This is a genomic window from Streptomyces sp. NPDC002845 (assembly GCF_053591955.1).
In genome coordinates, this window is record NZ_JBSFUU010000001.1 from 217,432 (window position 1) to 235,191 (window position 17,760).

Consider the following 17,760-nt stretch of genomic DNA (forward strand, 5'->3'; position numbering starts at 1 on the left):
GATGCCGTGGCTGTAATGCAACACGAGCTGACGTTGGGCGAAGCCGCCGACCTGCTCTCCCGTGCACTGCCTGGGCACCGCGTGGAGATTCTCCAGGGGAGGCTCACTGTGACACCACCGCCGGACGGCTCGCACGGACTGTCGTTGACGAAGCTGTGCAGGGCGCTCGAACGCGCAGGTATCGCGGGAAGCGGGGCCGAGTGGATCCAGGGTGTCGGCCTGTGGCTGCCTGCGTTGCCAGAGGACTTCGCGATCCCTGACCTCTCCATCGTTGACGAGGACTTCCGCGACGCTCATGTCACGAAGAACTACTACGCCCCGAACGTCTTCCGCCTGGTCGCGGAAGTGACGTCGTCGAACTGGTCCGACGACCTTCATGTCAAGGTCGAGTGCTACGCCCAGGCGGGCATCCCGGCCTACCTCATCGCCGACCGCAAACACGACGAGGTCCTCCTCTACACCGACCCCGCCGACGGCAAGTACCCCGACCCCCAGCGCTTCAAGCGAGGCCAGAGCGTCCCCGTTCCCGAGTCCGTCGGTGTGACCCTCGACCTCTCCGTGGACGTCCTCCTCGACGGCGACGGCGAGGGCTGACCCAAAGCCCCCGCCGCCGAGCCGTCACTTGGAGCCCGACCGTCGCGCCTTCAGAGCCCGGCGAATCGCACGGGTCGCAAGCGGCGGCAACAGGTCGACGGCGATGCGCTTGACCCGGCTGCGCGGCCGCTTCGGACCAGTCCCCTTCTTCGGATTCCTCGGACCGGAGCCGAGCCCCTTCCCGGCCGGCTTCGCCGGTGGCCGCTGTGCGGCCGAGGCACGCTTCTCGGCAGCCGCCTCCTCGGTGGCCCGCACCTTGGCGGCCTCCTCCTCCCGGGCCGCTTCCTCCTTGGCCCTCTCGGCGGCCCTCCTCGCGGCCTCCTCCGCCGCCGCCACCTGATGCCGGGACGGCGGGAACACCGGCGCGGTCATCCCCTTGGACTTCAGCCGGATGATCCGGTGCCCCGCCGCCTCCTGCACGCTCAGATGATGGTCCTGCTGCCGTTCCGCCAGCATGTCCAGCAGCTCGTCCTGGACGGGCGTGGGGTCGTCCCAGGTGCCGTACAGCTTCTGGGTGCTCAGGCAGATGGGGCGCAGGCCCCGGTTGAGTACGGCCTCCCAGGCGGCGACGGAGACGCCGGGGGTGTGCTCGGAGCGGAAGTCGTCGAGGACGACGATCCCGCCGGGCAGCAGGGCCTCGCTCGCGGCGCTGATGTCGCCGTACACATGCTCGTACAGGTGCGATCCGTCGATGTGGACGAACCGGCAGGAGCGCGGTTTCACCTCGGTGGGCACCACCGAGCTGGGGCCCTGGAGCACGCGCGGCAGCATGTCGTGGAAGGAGAGGTAGTTGTCCTCGAAGATCTTCCGGGTGAGCGCGCTGTACGACTTGGTGGACTCGGCCTGGTTGGCCCCGTCCGGCGCGTCGCCCTCGAAGAGGTCGCACACCGTGTACTCCTCGCCCTCCCGCAGATGGCGCCCGAGGAAGATCGCGCTCTTGCCCATGTAGACGCCGACCTCCAGCAGGTCGCCCCGCATACCCCCGGATTCCTGCCGGTCGAGGAGCCAGTCGAAGAGCATCTGGTCGAGTACGGGGAACCAGCCCGGGACATCGTCGAGCCGGTGGGGCGGTTTGATCGTGCCGTCGACTACAGCCATGAAGACAGAAGACTCTCTCGCTGGGGGACGAGGGCTACTGGCCCAGGGAAGCTGTGAGAAGCCTAGGGGCCAATCGGGAACGATATGGCCAAACCCGCCCCAAAAGCGATTCTCAAACCCCTGAAGATGTAAACCGAGAGTCAACTATTGCTCTACGCAACGTAATTCCGCACCTCAGGCGCGCGGGCGCTCCAGCACCTTGCGCAGCACCGGCTGCAGCCTCTGCTCCACGCCCCGGTACATGACCCACGCCAGCACCAGCATCGTCCCGAGGGTGAGCGCGAAGGTGGCGAGCGAGGGGATGCCCAGGTGGCGGTGGAAGTACCAGATGACCACCCAGCCCAGGTGCTCATGGATCAGGTAGAACGGGTACGTCAGCGCGCCGGCCAGGCTCAGCCAGCGCCAGTTCGCCCAGTTCAGCCAGCCCAGCGCGATCGCGGCCACGGCGAGGAAGCCGAGGGTGACGATGAGGAGGATGCCGAACGTGGTGCGGTGGGCGAAGACGTCCGCGCCCGGCGGGTGCCACATGCTGTGGAACGCGATGTTCTGGCCGATCAGCCAGCTCACCGCGACGATGCCCCAGGCGTAGGTGTCCTTGCGGTCGCGGTGGATCAGGTAGAGGCCGATGCCGCCGATGAAGAACGGGGCGTACTTCGGCATCACGATGATGTCCAGCAGCGGCTGTTCGGCGCCCCGCGCGATGACCGCGGCCAGGGTCCAGACCGCGCAGAAGGTGATGACCCGCTGCCGGGTCGCCCCGGGGATCACGATGCACAGCGCGAACAGCGCGTAGAAGCGGACCTCCACCCACAGCGTCCAGCAGACGCCCAGCACCCGGTCGACGCCCATCGGGTACTGGAGCATGCTGAGGTTCAGCAGCGCGTCACTCGGCGAGACCGACTTGTACGCGACGACCGGCAGCGCGAAGACCCCCGCCACGAGGATCACCGCGAGCCAGTAGGAGGGCAGCAGCCGGGAGGCCCGGGAGGCGAAGAAGGAGCGCAGTGAACGGCCCCAGCCGCTCATGCAGATCACGAAGCCGCTGATGATGAAGAAGATGTGCACGCCGAGCGAGCCGTACGAGAAGTACTCGTGCATGGTGGGGAACTGCACGCTCGGTGAAGTGCCCCACGCCTGGGACACTTTGCCGCCGCGTCCGCCGTAGTGGTAGAAGGCGACCATCAGCGCGGCGATGAGCCTCAGCCCGTCGAGCGCACGCAGGCGTGGCGCGTGCGCTCGGGGAACTATCTGTGGAGGGACACCGGACGCCCCTGCTCTTGACTGCTGCTTGGCGAGCGGAGTCGTCTCCACTGTTGAATTCATCCGAGAGTTGCCCTCTTCAACGACCGTGCGCGGCGCGCTACTCGACGTACCGTCGCACTCCGTGGAATGAAGGCCAGTTGAGCCGGGACGGCGCCCGGCAGGGCCAGCGAGGTCAGGCGGCGCCGCTTGAAGTAGCGCCAAGTGTACGTATTCAGATGGCTCGTCAGGTACGTTTCAACAGCCTGCCTCAGCTCCGGATAAATCTTGGGCTGCATGGCGAAGCCGACCGCCTGGACCAGGCCGTTCAGCCGTTCCACGTCGATGCCGGGCTTCTGGTCCTTCACGGCGGCGTGGTCCGTCAGGTCCGGAAGGAGCGCGTCCGCCACGGTGACGGGAACGCGGTTGCTGTTCTCGTACGGCTTCAGGCGTTCCAGCAGGGTGTCCGTACCGGTCCGGGCGACCGGCAGGCCGTACAGCGCGGAGGCGGTGAGCAGCCCGGTGGAGAAGCAGCCGATGACGAGCGCGGGCCGCATCTTCTGGTAGAGCACCTCGGCGAGGACCGGCGTGTCGATGACGGTCAGATCGGCGCCGAGCTTCTCCGCCTCCTTCTCCAGCAGCCGCGACCAGCGGACCGGAGCACTGGGGTGCGGCTTGAACACCACGCGGGTGTGGCCGAGTTCGACGGCGCCCTTCAGCATCCGTACGTGGAGCTTCTCCTCCTCCTCGGCGGTGAGGATGTCGAGGGCGGAGAGGTACTGGCCGAGCAGCATGGCGGGCTCGTCGACCGAGGGTAGTTCGTCGCCGGTGTCCACCAGTTCGGTGAGCACCTTCACGAAGGCGTCGGTGGGCACGATCTCCGGCCCGACGCCGAACTCCGTGAGCAGCAGCGGCTTCAGGCCCGGCACCAGGTCCAGGTGGAGGAGGCGGTCGATACGGGTGCCGATCAGCGGGTCGATCTTGTTGCGGGTGGGGCCGTAGCTCATCAGGCCGTCCGCGTAGACGGTGATGGGCGCGCCCGTGAAGATCTGGCAGAAGCCGAGCGCCGGGTTCACCTGGATCGACTCGACGGCCAGCTCGACGTCGTCGTCGCCGAGCTTCCAGGCCAGCCGCAGATGGCGCTCCCACAGCGGCACGTCGTCCAGCCGGGGCGACCAGCCGCCGGGGTGGAACGGGGTGATGGTCTCGTTCCACGAGACCACCTCGTCGAACCGGCCGCGCAGATGCGTGAAGCCCGGCATCTCGTCGAGCGGCGAGGAGACCTCGGGCGTGGCCGCGTTGTTGGAGACCAGCAGGATGCGCCGGTTCGCGGGTGCGAAGCAGTCGCTGTCCAGTGCCGCGGCGAGCGTGGCGGCGCCGTACAGCGTGGACGCCATGAAGATCTGGGTGGTCACGCGGGCACCCCCGTGGTGGCGGGACGGCGGCGCAGCCGACGCAGGCGCGTGGCACGCTCTATGTCCATGGAGTCGAGGGCGTCGTCGAGCACGTCCTGTGGCATGCGCCTCAGTGCGGCGGCGCTCATGGACTTCAGCTTCCGTGCCACGGCCGGCTCGAACCTTTCGATGGATCCCAGGTGGTGGGAAATGATCGCGCAGTAGGTGCGTACTGCCTTGGGCAACAGCTTCGACGCGTCACGGTCCCCGGCGGTTTCCTGGACGACCTCGTCGAAGGCCCGGATGAAGTCGAGTTGCCGTACGTCACCGATCTGCGTCAGCGAGGAGGCTACCCCGCGCCGATAGTGGACGCCCAGCAGTCCCACGGCGGCGAAGGACTCGGCCTCCCGGTGCAGCTTCCAGATCCACGGCCGGTCCTCGGCCGTGCGCAGCCCGTCCGTGAAGTGCAGCACACCCCGGTCGACGAGCCGGCGATGGTAGATGCCCGCCCAGGCGTAGGCGTAGTCGACGGAGGTGGAGCGGTCGGTGGGCAGGATCGCCTCCCGCGGGTTCATCACGACCCCGCGCCTGCCGTGCGGAACCCGGTTGATGGTCCGGGTCCGGCCGGTGCACTGCACATGATCGGTACGGACGAAATCGCAGCCCAGGTCCTCAATGGCGGCCAGGAGCTGCGGGTAGTAGCCGGGGGCGAGCCAGTCGTCCCCGTCGAGGAACGTGAGGTATTCGCCACGTGCCTTGTCGATCCCGGTGTTGCGCGCGGTGGCCAGCCCCCCGTTCTTCTCATGTCGGACATGGACCGCGCCTGGCAGTTCGCGCTCGGCGTGCGCGAGGATGTCCGGTGTCTCGTCGCGCGAGCAGTCGTCGACGAGAATGAACTCGAAGTCCTCGCGCGCGTTGGCACGCAGGCTCTTCAGAGTGTCGGGTGCGTATTGCTGCACGTTGTAGAACGGCACGATGACGGAGAGCTTGACCACCCACGTGAGGTTAGAGGGTGGCGAGGGATCTTGCTTGGCCGGGTCCTTGATGTCGGGTGAACGACGGGTGCCGGAAACGTGAACTAGAGTCTTTTCGGCGCTCATCGTAGCCTGATTCGCCTTTCGTCGATGTGCTGTTAACCGTTTGTTGCTCTCTGGTTGGGTGGAGGATTGGAATCGCTTCCTAGCGTCTTCGACGTGCCTGCAAGTACAGCGAAGTCCCTGAGGGTTGCTGTCCTCGCGGATTCCGACACCCGGTGGAAATGGGGTTCGCTCACCGCGAACCGTATCGCTCCGGAAGATTCGGACATTCGTCTGGACGGATACCTTCTGCGTGGCCGCGCCACCCCCACCCCCCGCCAGCTCGAAGAGGTCGGTGTGCGCGCGGATTCGCTGCGTGAGGTCACCGGCGTCGAGTTCCTGCGCGCGATGACGGACGACGCGATGACGGACGAGTCGTACGACCTGGTCGTGCTGGCCCTGGTCGGCGGCGGCGTCCAGGCGATCCTGCACGGTCTGCGGGCCGCGTGGGGTGTGCGGGAGAAGCGGCCCGTGGTCGTCACCGGGTACGTCGGAGTCGTATACGAAAAGCTCGCCGACGGGTTGCTGCTGCGCCACGGTGCGGATCTGGTTCTGGCCAATTCCCGTCAGGACGCGGACCGTTTTCGGGCGGTTTACGACGGTGTGGGGGCCGATGCCTCCAGTGTGACCGAGGTCGCACTGCCGTTCCTGGGCGGAAAGCCGTACCAAGCTTCACAGGACCCCTACACGGTCGTCTTCGCCGCCCAGCCCTCCGTGCCGGAGAACCGCAAGGACCGCACGTACCTGCTTGAGCGGCTCATCGGGCACGCACGGCTGCACCCGGAGCGCCAGGTGCTGCTCAAGCTGCGCTCCAAGCCGGGCGAGCACACCACCCACATCGAGGAACTGCCCTACCAGAAGCTGGCGCAGCGGCAGGACCTGCCCGCCAACTTCAAGCTGGTGTACGGGCACATGGGCGAGGTCCTCGACAGCACCGACCTGCTGGTCACGATCAGCTCCACGGCCGCCCTGGAGTCCCTGCACCGCCGTATCCCGACTGTCGTGCTCTCCGACCTCGGGGTGCGCGAGGCACTCGGCAACCACCACTTCGTCGGCTCCGGCTGCCTCGCCTCCTGGGACCAGCTCGACGCCGGTCACGAGCCGGCCCCGGACCCGGAGTGGGTGGCCCGGCAGGGCGTCGCGGCGGACGGGTCGTACGCCACGGCCTTCGACGCGGCACGCGACCGCATCGCCAAGCTGCTGGCCGCCTCCCACCTGCCGCCGCTCGACCCCTACTACACGACGGTGACCGCGCCCGGCTATCTGCCGGGTATTCTCGCCCGTCACCACCTCGGCCCGGACGGCAGCCCGCTGCCCGGGGCGCCGGCCGCCGACAAGGAGGCCGGTCCGGTGCGGCAGATCGTGCGCCGGGCGGCGCGCGGCGCGTACCGCCACGGGGTGCAGCGCGTGGCGCCCGTCATCCGGCGGATGGGGGAGCTGTGAGCAAGCCCCCGCACCATGGGCGGGCCCGCGTCCCCGGCGCGCGAGCCGCGACCACTGATCTCCAAGGAGTACTTCCCATGTCCCACCCGGAAGCGGACCAAGCGACGCCGCCGCGTCGTGTGCTCGCCGTGATCCCCGCCCGCGGGGGCTCCAAGGGTGTTCCCGCCAAGAACCTCGCCCCGGTGGGCGGCGTTCCGCTGGTGTCCCGCGCGGTGCGCGCATGCCGTGAGGCCCGGCTCGTGACCCACGTCGTCGTCTCCACGGACGACCAGGCCATCGCCGCCGCCGCCCGGGAGGCGGGCGCCGAGGTGGTCCTGCGCCCCGCCGCCATCGCCGGTGACACCGCGACCTCCGAGGCCGCCGTGCTCCACGCCATGGACGCCCACGAGACCCTCCACGGCTCCCCGGTCGACGTCGTCCTGCTCGTGCAGTGCACCAGCCCGTTCATCGTCCGCGAGGACATCGACGGGGTCGTGGCCGCGATCGTCGAGAACGGCGCCGACACGGCGATGACGGTGGCGCCGTTCCACGGCTTCATCTGGCGCGACGCGGCGGACGAGTTCGCCGCGGGCGGGTCGGCGGCGGGTTCCGCCGCCGACCGCGCGGCGGCTCAGGGCGCCGGCGGTGCGGGCGGGCAGGGCGAGGCTGCGGCGACGCATCCGGCGGGTGCGCCGGCAGCCGGCCGTGCGGCAGCGCAGGGCGCGTCCGCGGCACGTGGCGGCGCGGACACCCAGGGCGGGACCACGACACCGCACCCGGCGATCGCACTCGCGAACGACGGCCACGCCACTCCCGCGCCCGTCGCCGGAGGCTACGGCGTCAACCACGACAAGTCCTTCCGCCCGCGCCGCCAGGACCGCCCGCAGGACCTGCTGGAGACCGGCGCCGCGTACGCGATGCGCGCCGCGGGCCTGCGCGAGCACAAGCACCGCTTCTTCGGCCACACCGAGCCGGTGCGCACCGACCCGGCCCGCGTGCTGGAGATCGACGACCCGCACGACCTCGCCCGGGCCCGGGCACTGGCGCCGCTGTTCGACGCCGACCGGCCCGGCGCCCTCCCGACCGCCGAAGACATCGACGCGGTCGTCCTCGACTTCGACGGCACCCAGACCGACGACCGGGTGCTGATCGACTCCGACGGAAAGGAGTTCGTCTCCGTGCACCGCGGGGACGGCCTCGGTATCGCGGCCCTCCGCAAGAGCGGCCTGGCGATGCTGATCCTGTCCACGGAGCAGAACCCTGTGGTCGCCGCCCGGGCCCGGAAGCTGCAGATTCCGGTCCTGCACGGCATCGACCGCAAGGACCTCGCACTGAAGCAGTGGTGCGAGGAGCAGGGCATCGCGCCTGAGCGCGTGCTCTACGTCGGCAACGACGTCAACGACCTCCCGTGCTTCGCCCTCGTGGGCTGGCCCGTGGCGGTCGCGAGCGCCCACGACGTCGTGCGCGGCGCCGCACGCGCGGTCACCACCGTCCCCGGTGGCGAAGGCGCGATCCGAGAGATCGCCAGCTGGATCCTCGGTCCCTCTCTCGACTCTCTCGAGTCCCTCAACAAGAAGTAAGGAAAACCCCGCATGAGCTCCAACTCCCGCATCCGCAAGTTCGGTTCGCGAGAAGTCGGCCCCGGCAAGCCCGTCTACGTCTGCGGCGAGATCGGCATCAACCACAACGGTGACCTGGAGAACGCCTTCAAGCTCATCGACGTGGCCGCCGAGGCCGGCTGCGACGCGGTCAAGTTCCAGAAGCGCACCCCGGAGATCTGCACCCCGCGCGACCAGTGGGACATCGAGCGCGACACCCCCTGGGGCCGGATGACCTACATCGACTACCGCCACCGCGTGGAGTTCGGTGAGGCCGAGTACGGCCAGATCGACGAGTACTGCAAGGAGAAGGGGATCGACTGGTTCGCCTCCCCGTGGGACACCGAGGCCGTCGCCTTCCTGGAGAAGTTCAACGTCCCCGCCCACAAGGTGGCCTCCGCCTCCCTGACCGACGACGAGCTGCTGCGCGCCCTGCGTGCCACCGGCCGCTCGGTCATCCTCTCCACCGGCATGTCGAGCCCGAAGCAGATCCGCCACGCGGTCGAGGTCCTCGGCTCGGACAACATCCTCATGTGCCACGCCACGTCGACCTACCCGGCCAAGGCCGAGGAGCTCAACCTGCGCGTGATCAACACCCTGGAGAAGGAGTACCCGAACGTCCCGATCGGCTACTCCGGCCACGAGACGGGCCTGCAGACCACGCTCGCCGCGGTCGCCCTCGGTGCCACCTTCGTCGAGCGTCACATCACCCTCGACCGCGCCATGTGGGGCTCCGACCAGGCCGCCTCCGTGGAGCCGCAGGGCCTCACGCGCCTGGTCCGCGACATCCGCACCATCGAGGCCTCCCTCGGTGACGGCGTCAAGAAGGTCTACGAGTCCGAGCTGGGCCCGATGAAGAAGCTGCGCCGTGTCGCCGGTGTCGTCGCCGAGGCGGAGATCGCCACCGCGGCGGGGGAGCCGACCGGCGTCTGAGCCACGGCAGCAGCCCCACGCGTCCCGCCTTCCAATCCGGAACTCACGGAAGCGACGGTCCTACGTCGATGAGCCCTCGCGCCAGACCTGCCGGCCCCCACACTCTCGCGTTCGTCGAGAGCCCGGTGCAGCTCTTGAACGTGCTGGAGTGGGCGCACGCCCACTCGGGCCGGCATCCCGGCGCGGGGTCTTCCGGCGAGGCCGGTTCTCCGGGCGGTACCGCGGTACCGCCCGGAGAGGGAACCGTTCCGGCATCCAGGGGCGCGGACGCGGGCACGGGCGTGGAGGCCGGGGCTGTTGGGCAGACCCCGTCGGCACGGCCCGGCGAGGGATTCACCGTGGTCATCCTCACACCCAACGACCCCATGACACGGGGTCAGCTGCGCCGCATGGCGGAGCTGGCCACCGAGGACGGCCACGACGTGCGGTGGGAGGAGGCGCGGGGCGGCACGACGGCCCCGTTCCAGACCGTCGCGGGCCTCGCCCCCCTGCTGCGCCGGGCGGAACGGGTCGTCCTGGGCGACCCGTTCTCCCGCTACGTACAGCTCCTTCTGACGATCACCCGGGTCAAGGACCTGGTGGTCGTGGACGACGGCACGGCGACGATGGAGTTCGTCTCCCAGCTCGCCCGCGGTGAACGCCTCGTCCGATGGCACCGCAAGGGCGGCCGCCCCGGCCCTCGCGACCTCGTCTTCGCCCCGGTCTCCGCCAAGGCCCGCGACCGGCTGACCCCGGGCGAGGACCGCCGGGTGGAGATCTTCTCCTCCATGCCGATCGACGAGGTCCCCGAGGGCATCACCGTCACCGCGAACGACTTCTCCTGGACCCGCTCCCGCTTCGACCCGCCCACCCTCAACAAGGGCGCCGACATGGTCGGCACCTCCCTGGTCGAGACCGGCGTGGTCGACCCCGAGCGCTACCTGCAGGCGGTCCGCACCCTGGCCCGCACCCACTGCGCGGCCCGCTACTTCGCCCACCGCCGCGAAAGCCCCGAGAAACTCCACCGCCTCGCCGAGGAGACCGGCCTTGAGGTCGTCCGCCCCGACCTCCCCCTGGAACTGATCGCCCGCCGGGGCCCCATCGGCCGTACGATCCTCAGCTTCCCCTCCACCGTCGTCCACACCCTGCCGCTGGCGCTGGCCGGCACGGAGGTCCGCGTCGCCGTCTGCGACATCGACCCGACCTGGCTGACGGAGGGCGCCTCGCCGCGGGCACAGGGGTTCCTGTCGGGGGTGACGGGGACGGCGCGGGATGTGCACCGGTTGTCTTCGGTGAGGCTGGCTTAGGGGTGGCTTGGCCTGAATCCACCGACGAAACCGGGTCCGCGCAGCTTTCGTCCAAGTCAGCGGCCAGATCGAGCCACTCCGCGCCTTCACCTCCCAGGTGAAGATCGATTACCGCCCGAAGGGCCGGTGACCTGGGAAGACGTAGGCCGCCCTCCATGGGCATCGGTGGATTCAGGCTCAGGGGTCCTGGCACTATGACCAGGCGGGCCGGACGCAGTCTGCCGGTCGGCGTCAGCGGGGCGTTACGGCGGCACACGAGGGCCTCCTGCCGGTCGGCGGAGATCTCGCGATCCACGCCGATGCGAGAGGCCCTCCTACCATGCAAGCCCTCGTCACCGACGTGCCGGGACAGCACAACCGGGATTTCCGGCAACGCGGCGAGGCACGGTGCCAGGCCGCGCGCCCCCGGGCGGGGCATGGTGCAAGGCCCCCTCAGGGGGCTCGCGGGTCCCGCTCGGTGGTGGTCGCCGCGCCGGACGACCACCACTGTCGCAAGGCTGAAGGCTGACGGCCGGTGGCGGGTCAGGCGTCGGAGGAGGTCCGGCGGATGCGGCGGAGGCGGCGTACGCCGCGTCGGGTGATCACGCGGAACAGAGTCCTGGTGTCGGCGTGCTCGGCCCGGCGGGGGGCGGGCACCGGTGCCGCGGGCTTCTTCTCGGGGGCCGGCCGCTGGCTGGCCAGTATCGCGGCGAGGACCGCGCTGGCCGCCGCGGTGGACGGGATCACGGGCGGGCCGGCGGGCGCCGACGTACGGCTGCCCCTCTTGGTGAGCGCGGCCAGGTCGCCGATGACCCGTACGCCGAGGTCGGATATGCGGGACACCTCCCGCTCGGCTATCGCCGACACCTCGTCCACGGCCCAGTCGGGGGTGGTGACCCGGGGCTCGTCCCGGCTCGGCTTGTGGGCCTTGCGCAGCTGGGGCCGCACGCCGTGCCTGATCAGCTTTCCGTAGCGTTCGTCGGACCACTTGTTCTCGTGTGCCGTCTGGTTGAGCTGCCGTATCAGCTCGACCTCGCCCAGCGTCAGTGACCGGTTGCTGGCGGCCTCGTCCGGCACCAGCAGCCCGTTCGGCAGTCCGACCAGCTCTTCGAAGATCCGGAGCTGCATCAGCGGATTCGTCTCGTCGACCACGACGACGGTCAGGTTCTCCGGCCCCACGATCGAGGCCCAGCGGTCCACGAGCTTGCCGTGTTCATGCCGGTGCCAGAACCGCTGTGTCCGTGCGGTACGGCCCTCCTGCCGAAGGGTTTCCTTCAGCCAGTCCTCGTAGGGGGTGCGCATGCCGTTCTGGACGTACTCCTGCCACTGCGACGGCAGGATCTTCAGCAGCGGCCGAAGGGTCACCACCACGTGGATGCGCTCTCCGCCCAGCTCCTCGACCACCGACCGTGCGACCTCGGCGTTCGCGATGCAGAAGTACTCGCTGCTGATCACCACACGCTGGTCGCCCGCCGCGGCGACCTCGGCGCACAGTTCGTCCCAGCGCTCCGGTTTGGGAGTGCTGGACCCCCTCCCGAGGGTGGCACCGACCTTGGCGCCCGCCGCACGGGCGGGCTGGCGGTCCTTCCCGGCGTAATGGACCCCGTGCTCGGCAAGCTGCTGCCGTGCCAGGTGGAACGCACCCTGGAGCGCCGTCGTACCCGTCTTGTGTGGCCCCACGTGCAGAAGGCGAGTGCCCGGCGGAAGCAGCTTGCTTTGCATAGATTGCCCTTTCTTTATTCGGGCGGGACCCTAGCACTGGTGTTTGTGCGAGCGTTAGGTCTTGTCATGGCAATCACAGGGGCAGACCTGTTGCCCTGCCGGTGCCTTGATCAACTGCCTTGATCGGCAGGCGGGTGTGCCGGCTTGGTGGCCAGGAGGAACGCCCGTTGGCGGGTCTCGTCCCCGCTCGGCTCGCGCAGGACTTGGGCGTGCGGGAGCAGTCCGGCCCCGGTCAGGAGAGCGGTGACGGTGTCCGGGTGGCGGAGGTAGTAGTCCAGGGACACCGCGTGGCCGAAGCGCTCCGTCAGATGGAGGTGTTCGCCGCCGGTCTGGAAGGCGAGCAGCACATGGCCGCCGGGGACCAGTACGCGGTGGAACTCCGCGAAGGCGAGCGGGAGTCGGTCGTCCGGGATGTGGATGATCGAGTAGAGGGCGGCGATTCCGGCGACGGAGTCGGACGGCAGGTCCAGGGCCGTCATCGAGCCCACGTGGAACCGGAGTTCGGGGTGGGCGCGGCGGGCCAGCGCCACCATGCCGGGCGACACGTCGACTCCGAACACCGACAGGCCCAGGTCGTGCAGACGGGCCGTGACGTCGCCGGGGCCGCAGCCGATGTCGGCCACCGGGGCGGTGCCGGTCGCCTTGACGAGGTCGGCGAAGCAGGTGACCACGGCACGGTCCAGGGGGACCGCCAGGCCGTCGCGGAAGCGTTCGGCGTAGTCGGGGGCGATGGCGTCGTAGGACGCCCGGGCGGTGCGTATGAAGTCCGGGTCGCTCACAGGGGCGGAGCTTATGCGCTCCGCTGGGAGCGGTGAGGAATCTGCGGGCCGGTGGGGGGCTGGTCGCGCCCACGCGGCGGAGCCGCATATCGACACGGCCCCGCGCCCCTATGGGGCGCTGCCGAACCGCACTGGACTTCGCTGGACCCGCTGAGGGGCTTCCGGGGCGAGCGGTGCGCGATGCCGTGATATCCGTGGGATGGGATACGGGAACGGCCGGGCACCCCGGACCGCTCCCGCTGCTCTCCGTGGTCGCCCCGAACTTTCCGTGAGATCCTCGGATCCACCCAAGATCTAATCTGCGGAAAGGCGGGCGAGTTTACCCATCTGCGTCGATATCTATGCGCCCGGTGGCCAAGATTTCTTCCCCTGACGGGCTGAAGTTTTGTTGATCGTGGGACAGTTGGCCGCCCGATCGCCTTACCCTTCAGAGGGTGAACCGTCTGATGTCCAGAGAGTCCGAGGCCGATCTCCCCGGGGAAGCCGTGCTCCCCGGCACGCTGCCCGATGTGGTGCGTGCCGAACTCGTGGCGTTCCGCCGCGACTTGCACATGCACCCGGAGCTCGGCAACCAGGAGTTCCGTACGACCGCCGCGATCAAGGCCCGCCTGGAGCAGGCGGGGCTTGAGCCGCGCGTACTCGACATCGGGACCGGGCTCATCTGTGACATCGGGCACCCGGAACCGTCCCGCCCCATGCTCGCCCTGCGCGCCGACATCGACGCGCTGCCGATTCCGGACACCAAGACCGAGTGCCCGTACCGGTCCACCGTGCCCGACCGCGCCCACGCCTGCGGCCATGACGTGCACACCACCGTCGTGCTCGGCGCGGGGCTCGTCCTCGCCGAGCTGCACCGGCAGGGGCGGCTGCCGCGGCCCGTGCGGCTGATCTTCCAGCCTGCGGAGGAGGTGCTGCCCGGAGGCGCCCCGGACGTCATCGAGTGCGGGGTGCTCGACGGGGTCGGGCGGATCATCGGCGTGCACTGCGACCCGAAGGTGGACGCGGGGCGCATCGGCCTCCGACACGGCCCGATCACCTCGGCCTGCGACCGGCTGGAGGTCGCCCTCGACGGACCGGGCGGCCACACCGCGCGGCCCCACCTGACCACCGACCTCGTCAGCGCCGCCGCCCGGGTCGTCACCGACGTGCCCGCGCTGGTCGCCCGTCGTGTCGATGCCCGGTCCGGGCTCGCGGTCACCTGGGGGCGCATCGAGTCCGGCCACGCCTGCAACGTCATCCCGCAGCACGCCGAGCTCTCCGGGACCGTACGCTGCCTGGACCTGGACGCCTGGCGGCAGGCGCCCGACCTGGTGCACGCGGCCATCGACGAGATCGCCAACCTGTACCGGGCCAAGTCCGAGATCAACTACATCCGGGGCGTCCCGCCGGTCGTCAACGACCCCCTCGTGACCGAGCTGCTCCGGGACGCCATGAGCGTCCGGCGCGGGGCGTCCTCCATCGAGGACACCGAGCAGAGCCTCGGCGGCGAGGACTTCTCCTGGTACCTGGAGCACATCCCGGGCGCCATGGCCCGCCTCGGCGTCCGCAGGCCCGGCGAGCGCACCGTCCGTGACCTCCACCAGGGGGACTTCGACGCGGACGAGGACGCGATCACCGTCGGCGTCGAGCTCTTCACCGCGGCCGCGCTCCTCGACACCGGGGCCGGCGGCGCGTAACGGCCCATGGGGCCCCGTGGATCTGTACGCCGATCCCGTGGGTCTCGTAGACCCCGACGCAGGTCCCGTGGGCCCCGCAAGCCGCTTCCCTCCGGTTGCGTTCCCTCCGCTTGCGTCCCGTCCGCCCCCGAGGCAGCCTGGTGCGCGTGCCCGTACGGCACGCGCACCTTCACGCAAAAGCCAATCCGCGGATACGGAGAGTAAGGGTCGCAGGGGACGCAACGTCCCAAGCACACCTTTCGAACCCATGGTTCACAAGGACGTAACCGGCCATCGGCACGAATGGATAACGGCCACGCGGAACCCCATTCCCCGGAGTGTCTACGCGCGTTACTCTGCGCCGAACTCAGCACCCACTGCGGGGCTCGGAGAATGGGGAAACTTCACGATGCGTCGGATATCCAGACTGACCCGCGTCGCGGTGGGGGTCGCGTCGCTCGCACTCGCCGCCACTGCCTGTGGCAGTACCAGTAGCGACAGCGGCAGCGAAGGCGACGGCGAAAAGGGTCTCGCCATCGCCTACGACATCGGCGGCAAGGGCGACCAGTCCTTCAACGATGCCGCCTTCTCCGGCCTGGAGAAGGCCAAGGACGAGTTCGGCTACGACACGGCCGACATCGAGCCCACCGAGGGCGAGACCGACGCCGACAAGGTGCAGCGTCTGACCTCGCTGGCCAAGCAGGGCTACAACCCGATCGTCGGTGTCGGGTTCGCGTACGGCCCCGCCATGGAGGAGGTCGCCGCGAAGTACCCGGAGACGAGCTTCGGCATCGTCGACTCGGTCGTCGAGGCCGACAACGTGGCGTCCCTGGTCTTCGCCGAGAACGAGGCCTCGTACCTCGCCGGTGTCGCCGCGGCCAAGGCCACCGAGACCAACACGGTCGGCTTCGTCGGCGGCGTCGACATTCCGCTGATCCACAAGTTCGAGGCCGGCTTCAAGCAGGGCGTCGAGGAGACCAGCGACGGCAAGGTCAAGGTGCTGTCGCAGTACCTGACGCAGACCGCCGAGGAGGGCGGCTTCGCCAGCCCCGACAAGGGCAAGGCCGCCGCCGAGGCGCAGCTGGAGAAGAACGCCGACGTCGTCTACCACGCCGCCGGTCTCTCCGGCCAGGGTGTCATCGAGGCCGCCGCCAGCCAGGAGAAGTGGGCGATCGGCGTCGACTCCGACCAGTACCACCAGGAAGCCCTCGCCAAGTACCAGGACTACATCCTGACCTCGGCGCTCAAGGACGTCGGTGGTGCCGTGTACGCGCTCGCCAAGTCCGTCGAGGACGGCGAGCCGCTGACCGGTGTCCAGACCTTCGACCTCAAGGTGGACGGCGTCGGCCTCGCCGACTCCAACCCGCGGTACGCCGAGATCGAGGGCCTCGCCGACGCCGTGGAGACGGCCAAGGCGGGCATCATCGACGGCTCCATCAAGGTCGCGACCGAGTAATTCGCGGCTGACTGAGGTCCTGACGGACTCCGCTCCCCGCCCGAACGGGCGAACCACTGGAAGTGGACAAAGTCACACGGAAGTGCCCCGAAGCGGGCGGGCGTCAAGCGCGCCCGCCCGCTTCGGCGTTCCCGCCGCAGGTCACCCACCGCCACGCCTCCTTCGCGGACGCGCCGACTCGGCCACGGGCGCATAACAAGGTGGACAGAAGGGGTTTTCAGGCATGTCTACGCGCGTTAATCTGCGGCGAAGCCAGCGCCGAAGCTGTGAACGAGAACCGAAGCAGTACCGACCGGCGCTTGTACGACAGGAGCACCAACACATGCGCCGGGTTTCCCGCACAGCGGTCGCAGGCGCAGCGACCGCCTCCCTCGCCCTCGCTCTGTCCGCCTGTGGCGGCACCTCGACCTCCGCCTCGTCCCAGTCGCAGGGGGACAAGGGGCTCGCCATCGCGTACGACGTCGGCGGCAAGGGTGACCAGTCGTTCAACGACGCCGCGTACGCGGGCCTGGAGAAGGCGGAGAAGGAGTTCGGCTACGAGACGGCGGACATCGAGCCCACCGAGGGCGAGACCGACGCCGACAAGACCCAGCGCCTGTCCTCGCTGGCCAAGCAGGGCTACAACCCGGTGATCGGCGTCGGCTACGCGTACGCGACGGCCGTCAAGGAGGCCGCGGAGAAGTACCCGGACACCACCTTCGGCATCGTGGACGATGCCACGATCGAGCTGGACAACGTGGCGGACCTCGTCTTCTCCGAGGAGCAGGCCTCGTACCTCGCGGGCGTGGCCGCGGCGAAGAGCACGAAGACGAACACCGTGGGCTTCGTGGGCGGCGTCGACATCCCGCTCATCCACAAGTTCCAGGCGGGCTTCGAGCAGGGCGTGAAGGACACGAACCCCAAGGTCGAGGTCCTGTCGCAGTACCTGACGCAGACCGCCGAGGAGGGTGGCTTCGCCAGCCCCGACAAGGGCAGGACGGCCGCCGAGAGCCAGATCGAGAAGAAGGCCGACGTCGTCTACGCGGCGGCCGGTCTGTCCGGTCAGGGCGTCATCGAGGCGGCGGCCGCCAACGAGGTGTGGGCCATCGGTGTCGACTCCGACCAGTACGAGCAGGAAGCCCTCGCCAAGTACAAGGACTCCATCCTGACCTCGGCGATGAAGGACGTCGCCAAGGCGGTGTACAACCTGGCGAAGTCGGTCGAGGGCGGCGCGCCGGAGAGCGGTATCGTACGGAGCGATCTGCAGACCGGTGAGGTCGGCCTCTCGGAGTCCAACCCCGAGTTCCGGGACAATGCCGAGCTCCAGGAGGCCGTCAACACGGCCAAGGAGAAGATCATCAGCGGCGAGATCGAGGTCAAGACCAGCTGATCCAGCACGACGAGCAGCATGTAACCGCGGGGTTACGTCCGCTCAACGGGGTGCGGGGGGGCAGGGGGCCCGCACCCCCGCTTGTCGGGTGCGGGGGGGCCGAGTTTTTAGTTAGGGGGGGAGGGGGGATGTAGACCCCCAAAAACACGAGAGTGTGCAA

General features: G+C 69.4%; 14 protein-coding genes. 8 read left to right on the forward strand and 6 right to left on the reverse strand.

What is annotated here, in order from left to right; translation table 11 throughout:
* Positions 1-6 precede the first annotated feature (6 nt).
* Positions 7-594: a Uma2 family endonuclease gene (locus tag ACWD3C_RS00925; protein WP_451138616.1), complete on the forward strand. Its 588-nt coding sequence runs from the start codon at positions 7-9 to the stop codon at positions 592-594.
* 24 nt (positions 595-618) lie between these two features.
* Here the strand turns inward: ACWD3C_RS00925 and ACWD3C_RS00930 are convergent, their stop codons facing one another.
* From ACWD3C_RS00930 to ACWD3C_RS00945, 4 genes are all read right to left on the reverse strand, one after another.
* On the reverse strand, positions 619-1,692 hold the full coding sequence (locus ACWD3C_RS00930) for a class I SAM-dependent methyltransferase (RefSeq protein ID WP_451138618.1): 1,074 nt from the start codon (positions 1,690-1,692) through the stop codon (positions 619-621).
* A gap of 174 nt (positions 1,693-1,866) precedes the next feature.
* A complete protein-coding gene (locus ACWD3C_RS00935; protein WP_451138620.1) occupies positions 1,867-3,015 on the reverse strand; it encodes an acyltransferase family protein in 1,149 nt (382 codons plus the stop codon).
* Complete coding sequence (locus tag ACWD3C_RS00940; RefSeq protein ID WP_451138622.1) at positions 3,012-4,346, reverse strand: polysialyltransferase family glycosyltransferase; 1,335 nt, start codon at positions 4,344-4,346, stop codon at positions 3,012-3,014. Before ACWD3C_RS00940 ends, ACWD3C_RS00935 begins: the two co-directional genes overlap by 4 nt.
* Complete coding sequence (locus tag ACWD3C_RS00945) at positions 4,343-5,320, reverse strand: glycosyltransferase family 2 protein (RefSeq protein WP_451138624.1); 978 nt, start codon at positions 5,318-5,320, stop codon at positions 4,343-4,345. The genes ACWD3C_RS00940 and ACWD3C_RS00945 overlap by 4 nt, the downstream gene beginning before the upstream one ends.
* Positions 5,321-5,518: 198 nt before the next feature.
* Here ACWD3C_RS00945 and ACWD3C_RS00950 point away from each other — a divergent pair, with 198 nt between their 5' ends.
* From ACWD3C_RS00950 to ACWD3C_RS00965, 4 genes are all read left to right on the forward strand, one after another.
* Complete coding sequence (locus ACWD3C_RS00950) at positions 5,519-6,844, forward strand: DUF6716 putative glycosyltransferase (protein WP_451138626.1); 1,326 nt, start codon at positions 5,519-5,521, stop codon at positions 6,842-6,844.
* Between the two features lie 77 nt (positions 6,845-6,921).
* Positions 6,922-8,403, forward strand: coding sequence for a cytidylyltransferase domain-containing protein (locus tag ACWD3C_RS00955; protein WP_451138628.1), 1,482 nt, complete (start codon positions 6,922-6,924; stop codon positions 8,401-8,403).
* A gap of 12 nt (positions 8,404-8,415) precedes the next feature.
* A complete protein-coding gene (locus ACWD3C_RS00960) occupies positions 8,416-9,354 on the forward strand; it encodes an N-acetylneuraminate synthase family protein (RefSeq protein ID WP_451138630.1) in 939 nt (312 codons plus the stop codon).
* A gap of 68 nt (positions 9,355-9,422) precedes the next feature.
* Positions 9,423-10,640 (forward strand): hypothetical protein, encoded by a 1,218-nt coding sequence (locus tag ACWD3C_RS00965; protein WP_451138632.1) that lies wholly within the window; start codon positions 9,423-9,425, stop codon positions 10,638-10,640.
* A gap of 522 nt (positions 10,641-11,162) precedes the next feature.
* On the opposite strand, the gene ACWD3C_RS00970 is transcribed toward ACWD3C_RS00965, so the two are convergent.
* Together ACWD3C_RS00970 and ACWD3C_RS00975 are read right to left on the reverse strand one after the other, a co-directional pair.
* Positions 11,163-12,299 carry a hypothetical protein gene (locus tag ACWD3C_RS00970; RefSeq protein WP_451138634.1) on the reverse strand — a complete coding sequence of 379 codons (1,137 nt, stop codon included), beginning with the start codon at positions 12,297-12,299 and terminating at the stop codon, positions 11,163-11,165.
* A gap of 152 nt (positions 12,300-12,451) precedes the next feature.
* Complete coding sequence (locus ACWD3C_RS00975; RefSeq protein ID WP_451138636.1) at positions 12,452-13,120, reverse strand: class I SAM-dependent DNA methyltransferase; 669 nt, start codon at positions 13,118-13,120, stop codon at positions 12,452-12,454.
* 446 nt (positions 13,121-13,566) lie between these two features.
* On the opposite strand from ACWD3C_RS00975, the gene ACWD3C_RS00980 reads away from it, so the two are divergent.
* The 3 genes from ACWD3C_RS00980 (at position 13,567) to ACWD3C_RS00990 (ending at position 17,600) form a co-directional block, all read left to right on the forward strand.
* On the forward strand, positions 13,567-14,796 hold the full coding sequence (locus ACWD3C_RS00980) for a M20 family metallopeptidase (protein WP_451138638.1): 1,230 nt from the start codon (positions 13,567-13,569) through the stop codon (positions 14,794-14,796).
* A 388-nt stretch (positions 14,797-15,184) separates the two neighbouring features.
* Positions 15,185-16,231 (forward strand): BMP family lipoprotein, encoded by a 1,047-nt coding sequence (locus ACWD3C_RS00985; RefSeq protein ID WP_451138640.1) that lies wholly within the window; start codon positions 15,185-15,187, stop codon positions 16,229-16,231.
* 322 nt (positions 16,232-16,553) lie between these two features.
* Positions 16,554-17,600 carry a BMP family lipoprotein gene (locus ACWD3C_RS00990; protein ID WP_451138642.1) on the forward strand — a complete coding sequence of 349 codons (1,047 nt, stop codon included), beginning with the start codon at positions 16,554-16,556 and terminating at the stop codon, positions 17,598-17,600.
* Positions 17,601-17,760: the final 160 nt, after the last annotated feature.

Excerpts from the sequence above, each read along its gene's own strand:
- ACWD3C_RS00930 (WP_451138618.1), bottom strand. The coding sequence starts at position 1,692 with ATGGCTGTAGTCGACGGCACGATCAAACCGCCCCACCGGCTCGACGAT.
- ACWD3C_RS00955 (WP_451138628.1), top strand. The coding sequence starts at position 6,922 with ATGTCCCACCCGGAAGCGGACCAAGCGACGCCGCCGCGTCGTGTGCTC.
- ACWD3C_RS00985 (WP_451138640.1), top strand. The coding sequence starts at position 15,185 with ATGCGTCGGATATCCAGACTGACCCGCGTCGCGGTGGGGGTCGCGTCG.
- ACWD3C_RS00980 (WP_451138638.1), top strand. The coding sequence starts at position 13,567 with ATGTCCAGAGAGTCCGAGGCCGATCTCCCCGGGGAAGCCGTGCTCCCC.
- ACWD3C_RS00965 (WP_451138632.1), top strand. The coding sequence starts at position 9,423 with ATGAGCCCTCGCGCCAGACCTGCCGGCCCCCACACTCTCGCGTTCGTC.
- ACWD3C_RS00990 (WP_451138642.1), top strand. The coding sequence starts at position 16,554 with ATGCGCCGGGTTTCCCGCACAGCGGTCGCAGGCGCAGCGACCGCCTCC.
- ACWD3C_RS00935 (WP_451138620.1), bottom strand. The coding sequence starts at position 3,015 with ATGAATTCAACAGTGGAGACGACTCCGCTCGCCAAGCAGCAGTCAAGA.
- ACWD3C_RS00960 (WP_451138630.1), top strand. The coding sequence starts at position 8,416 with ATGAGCTCCAACTCCCGCATCCGCAAGTTCGGTTCGCGAGAAGTCGGC.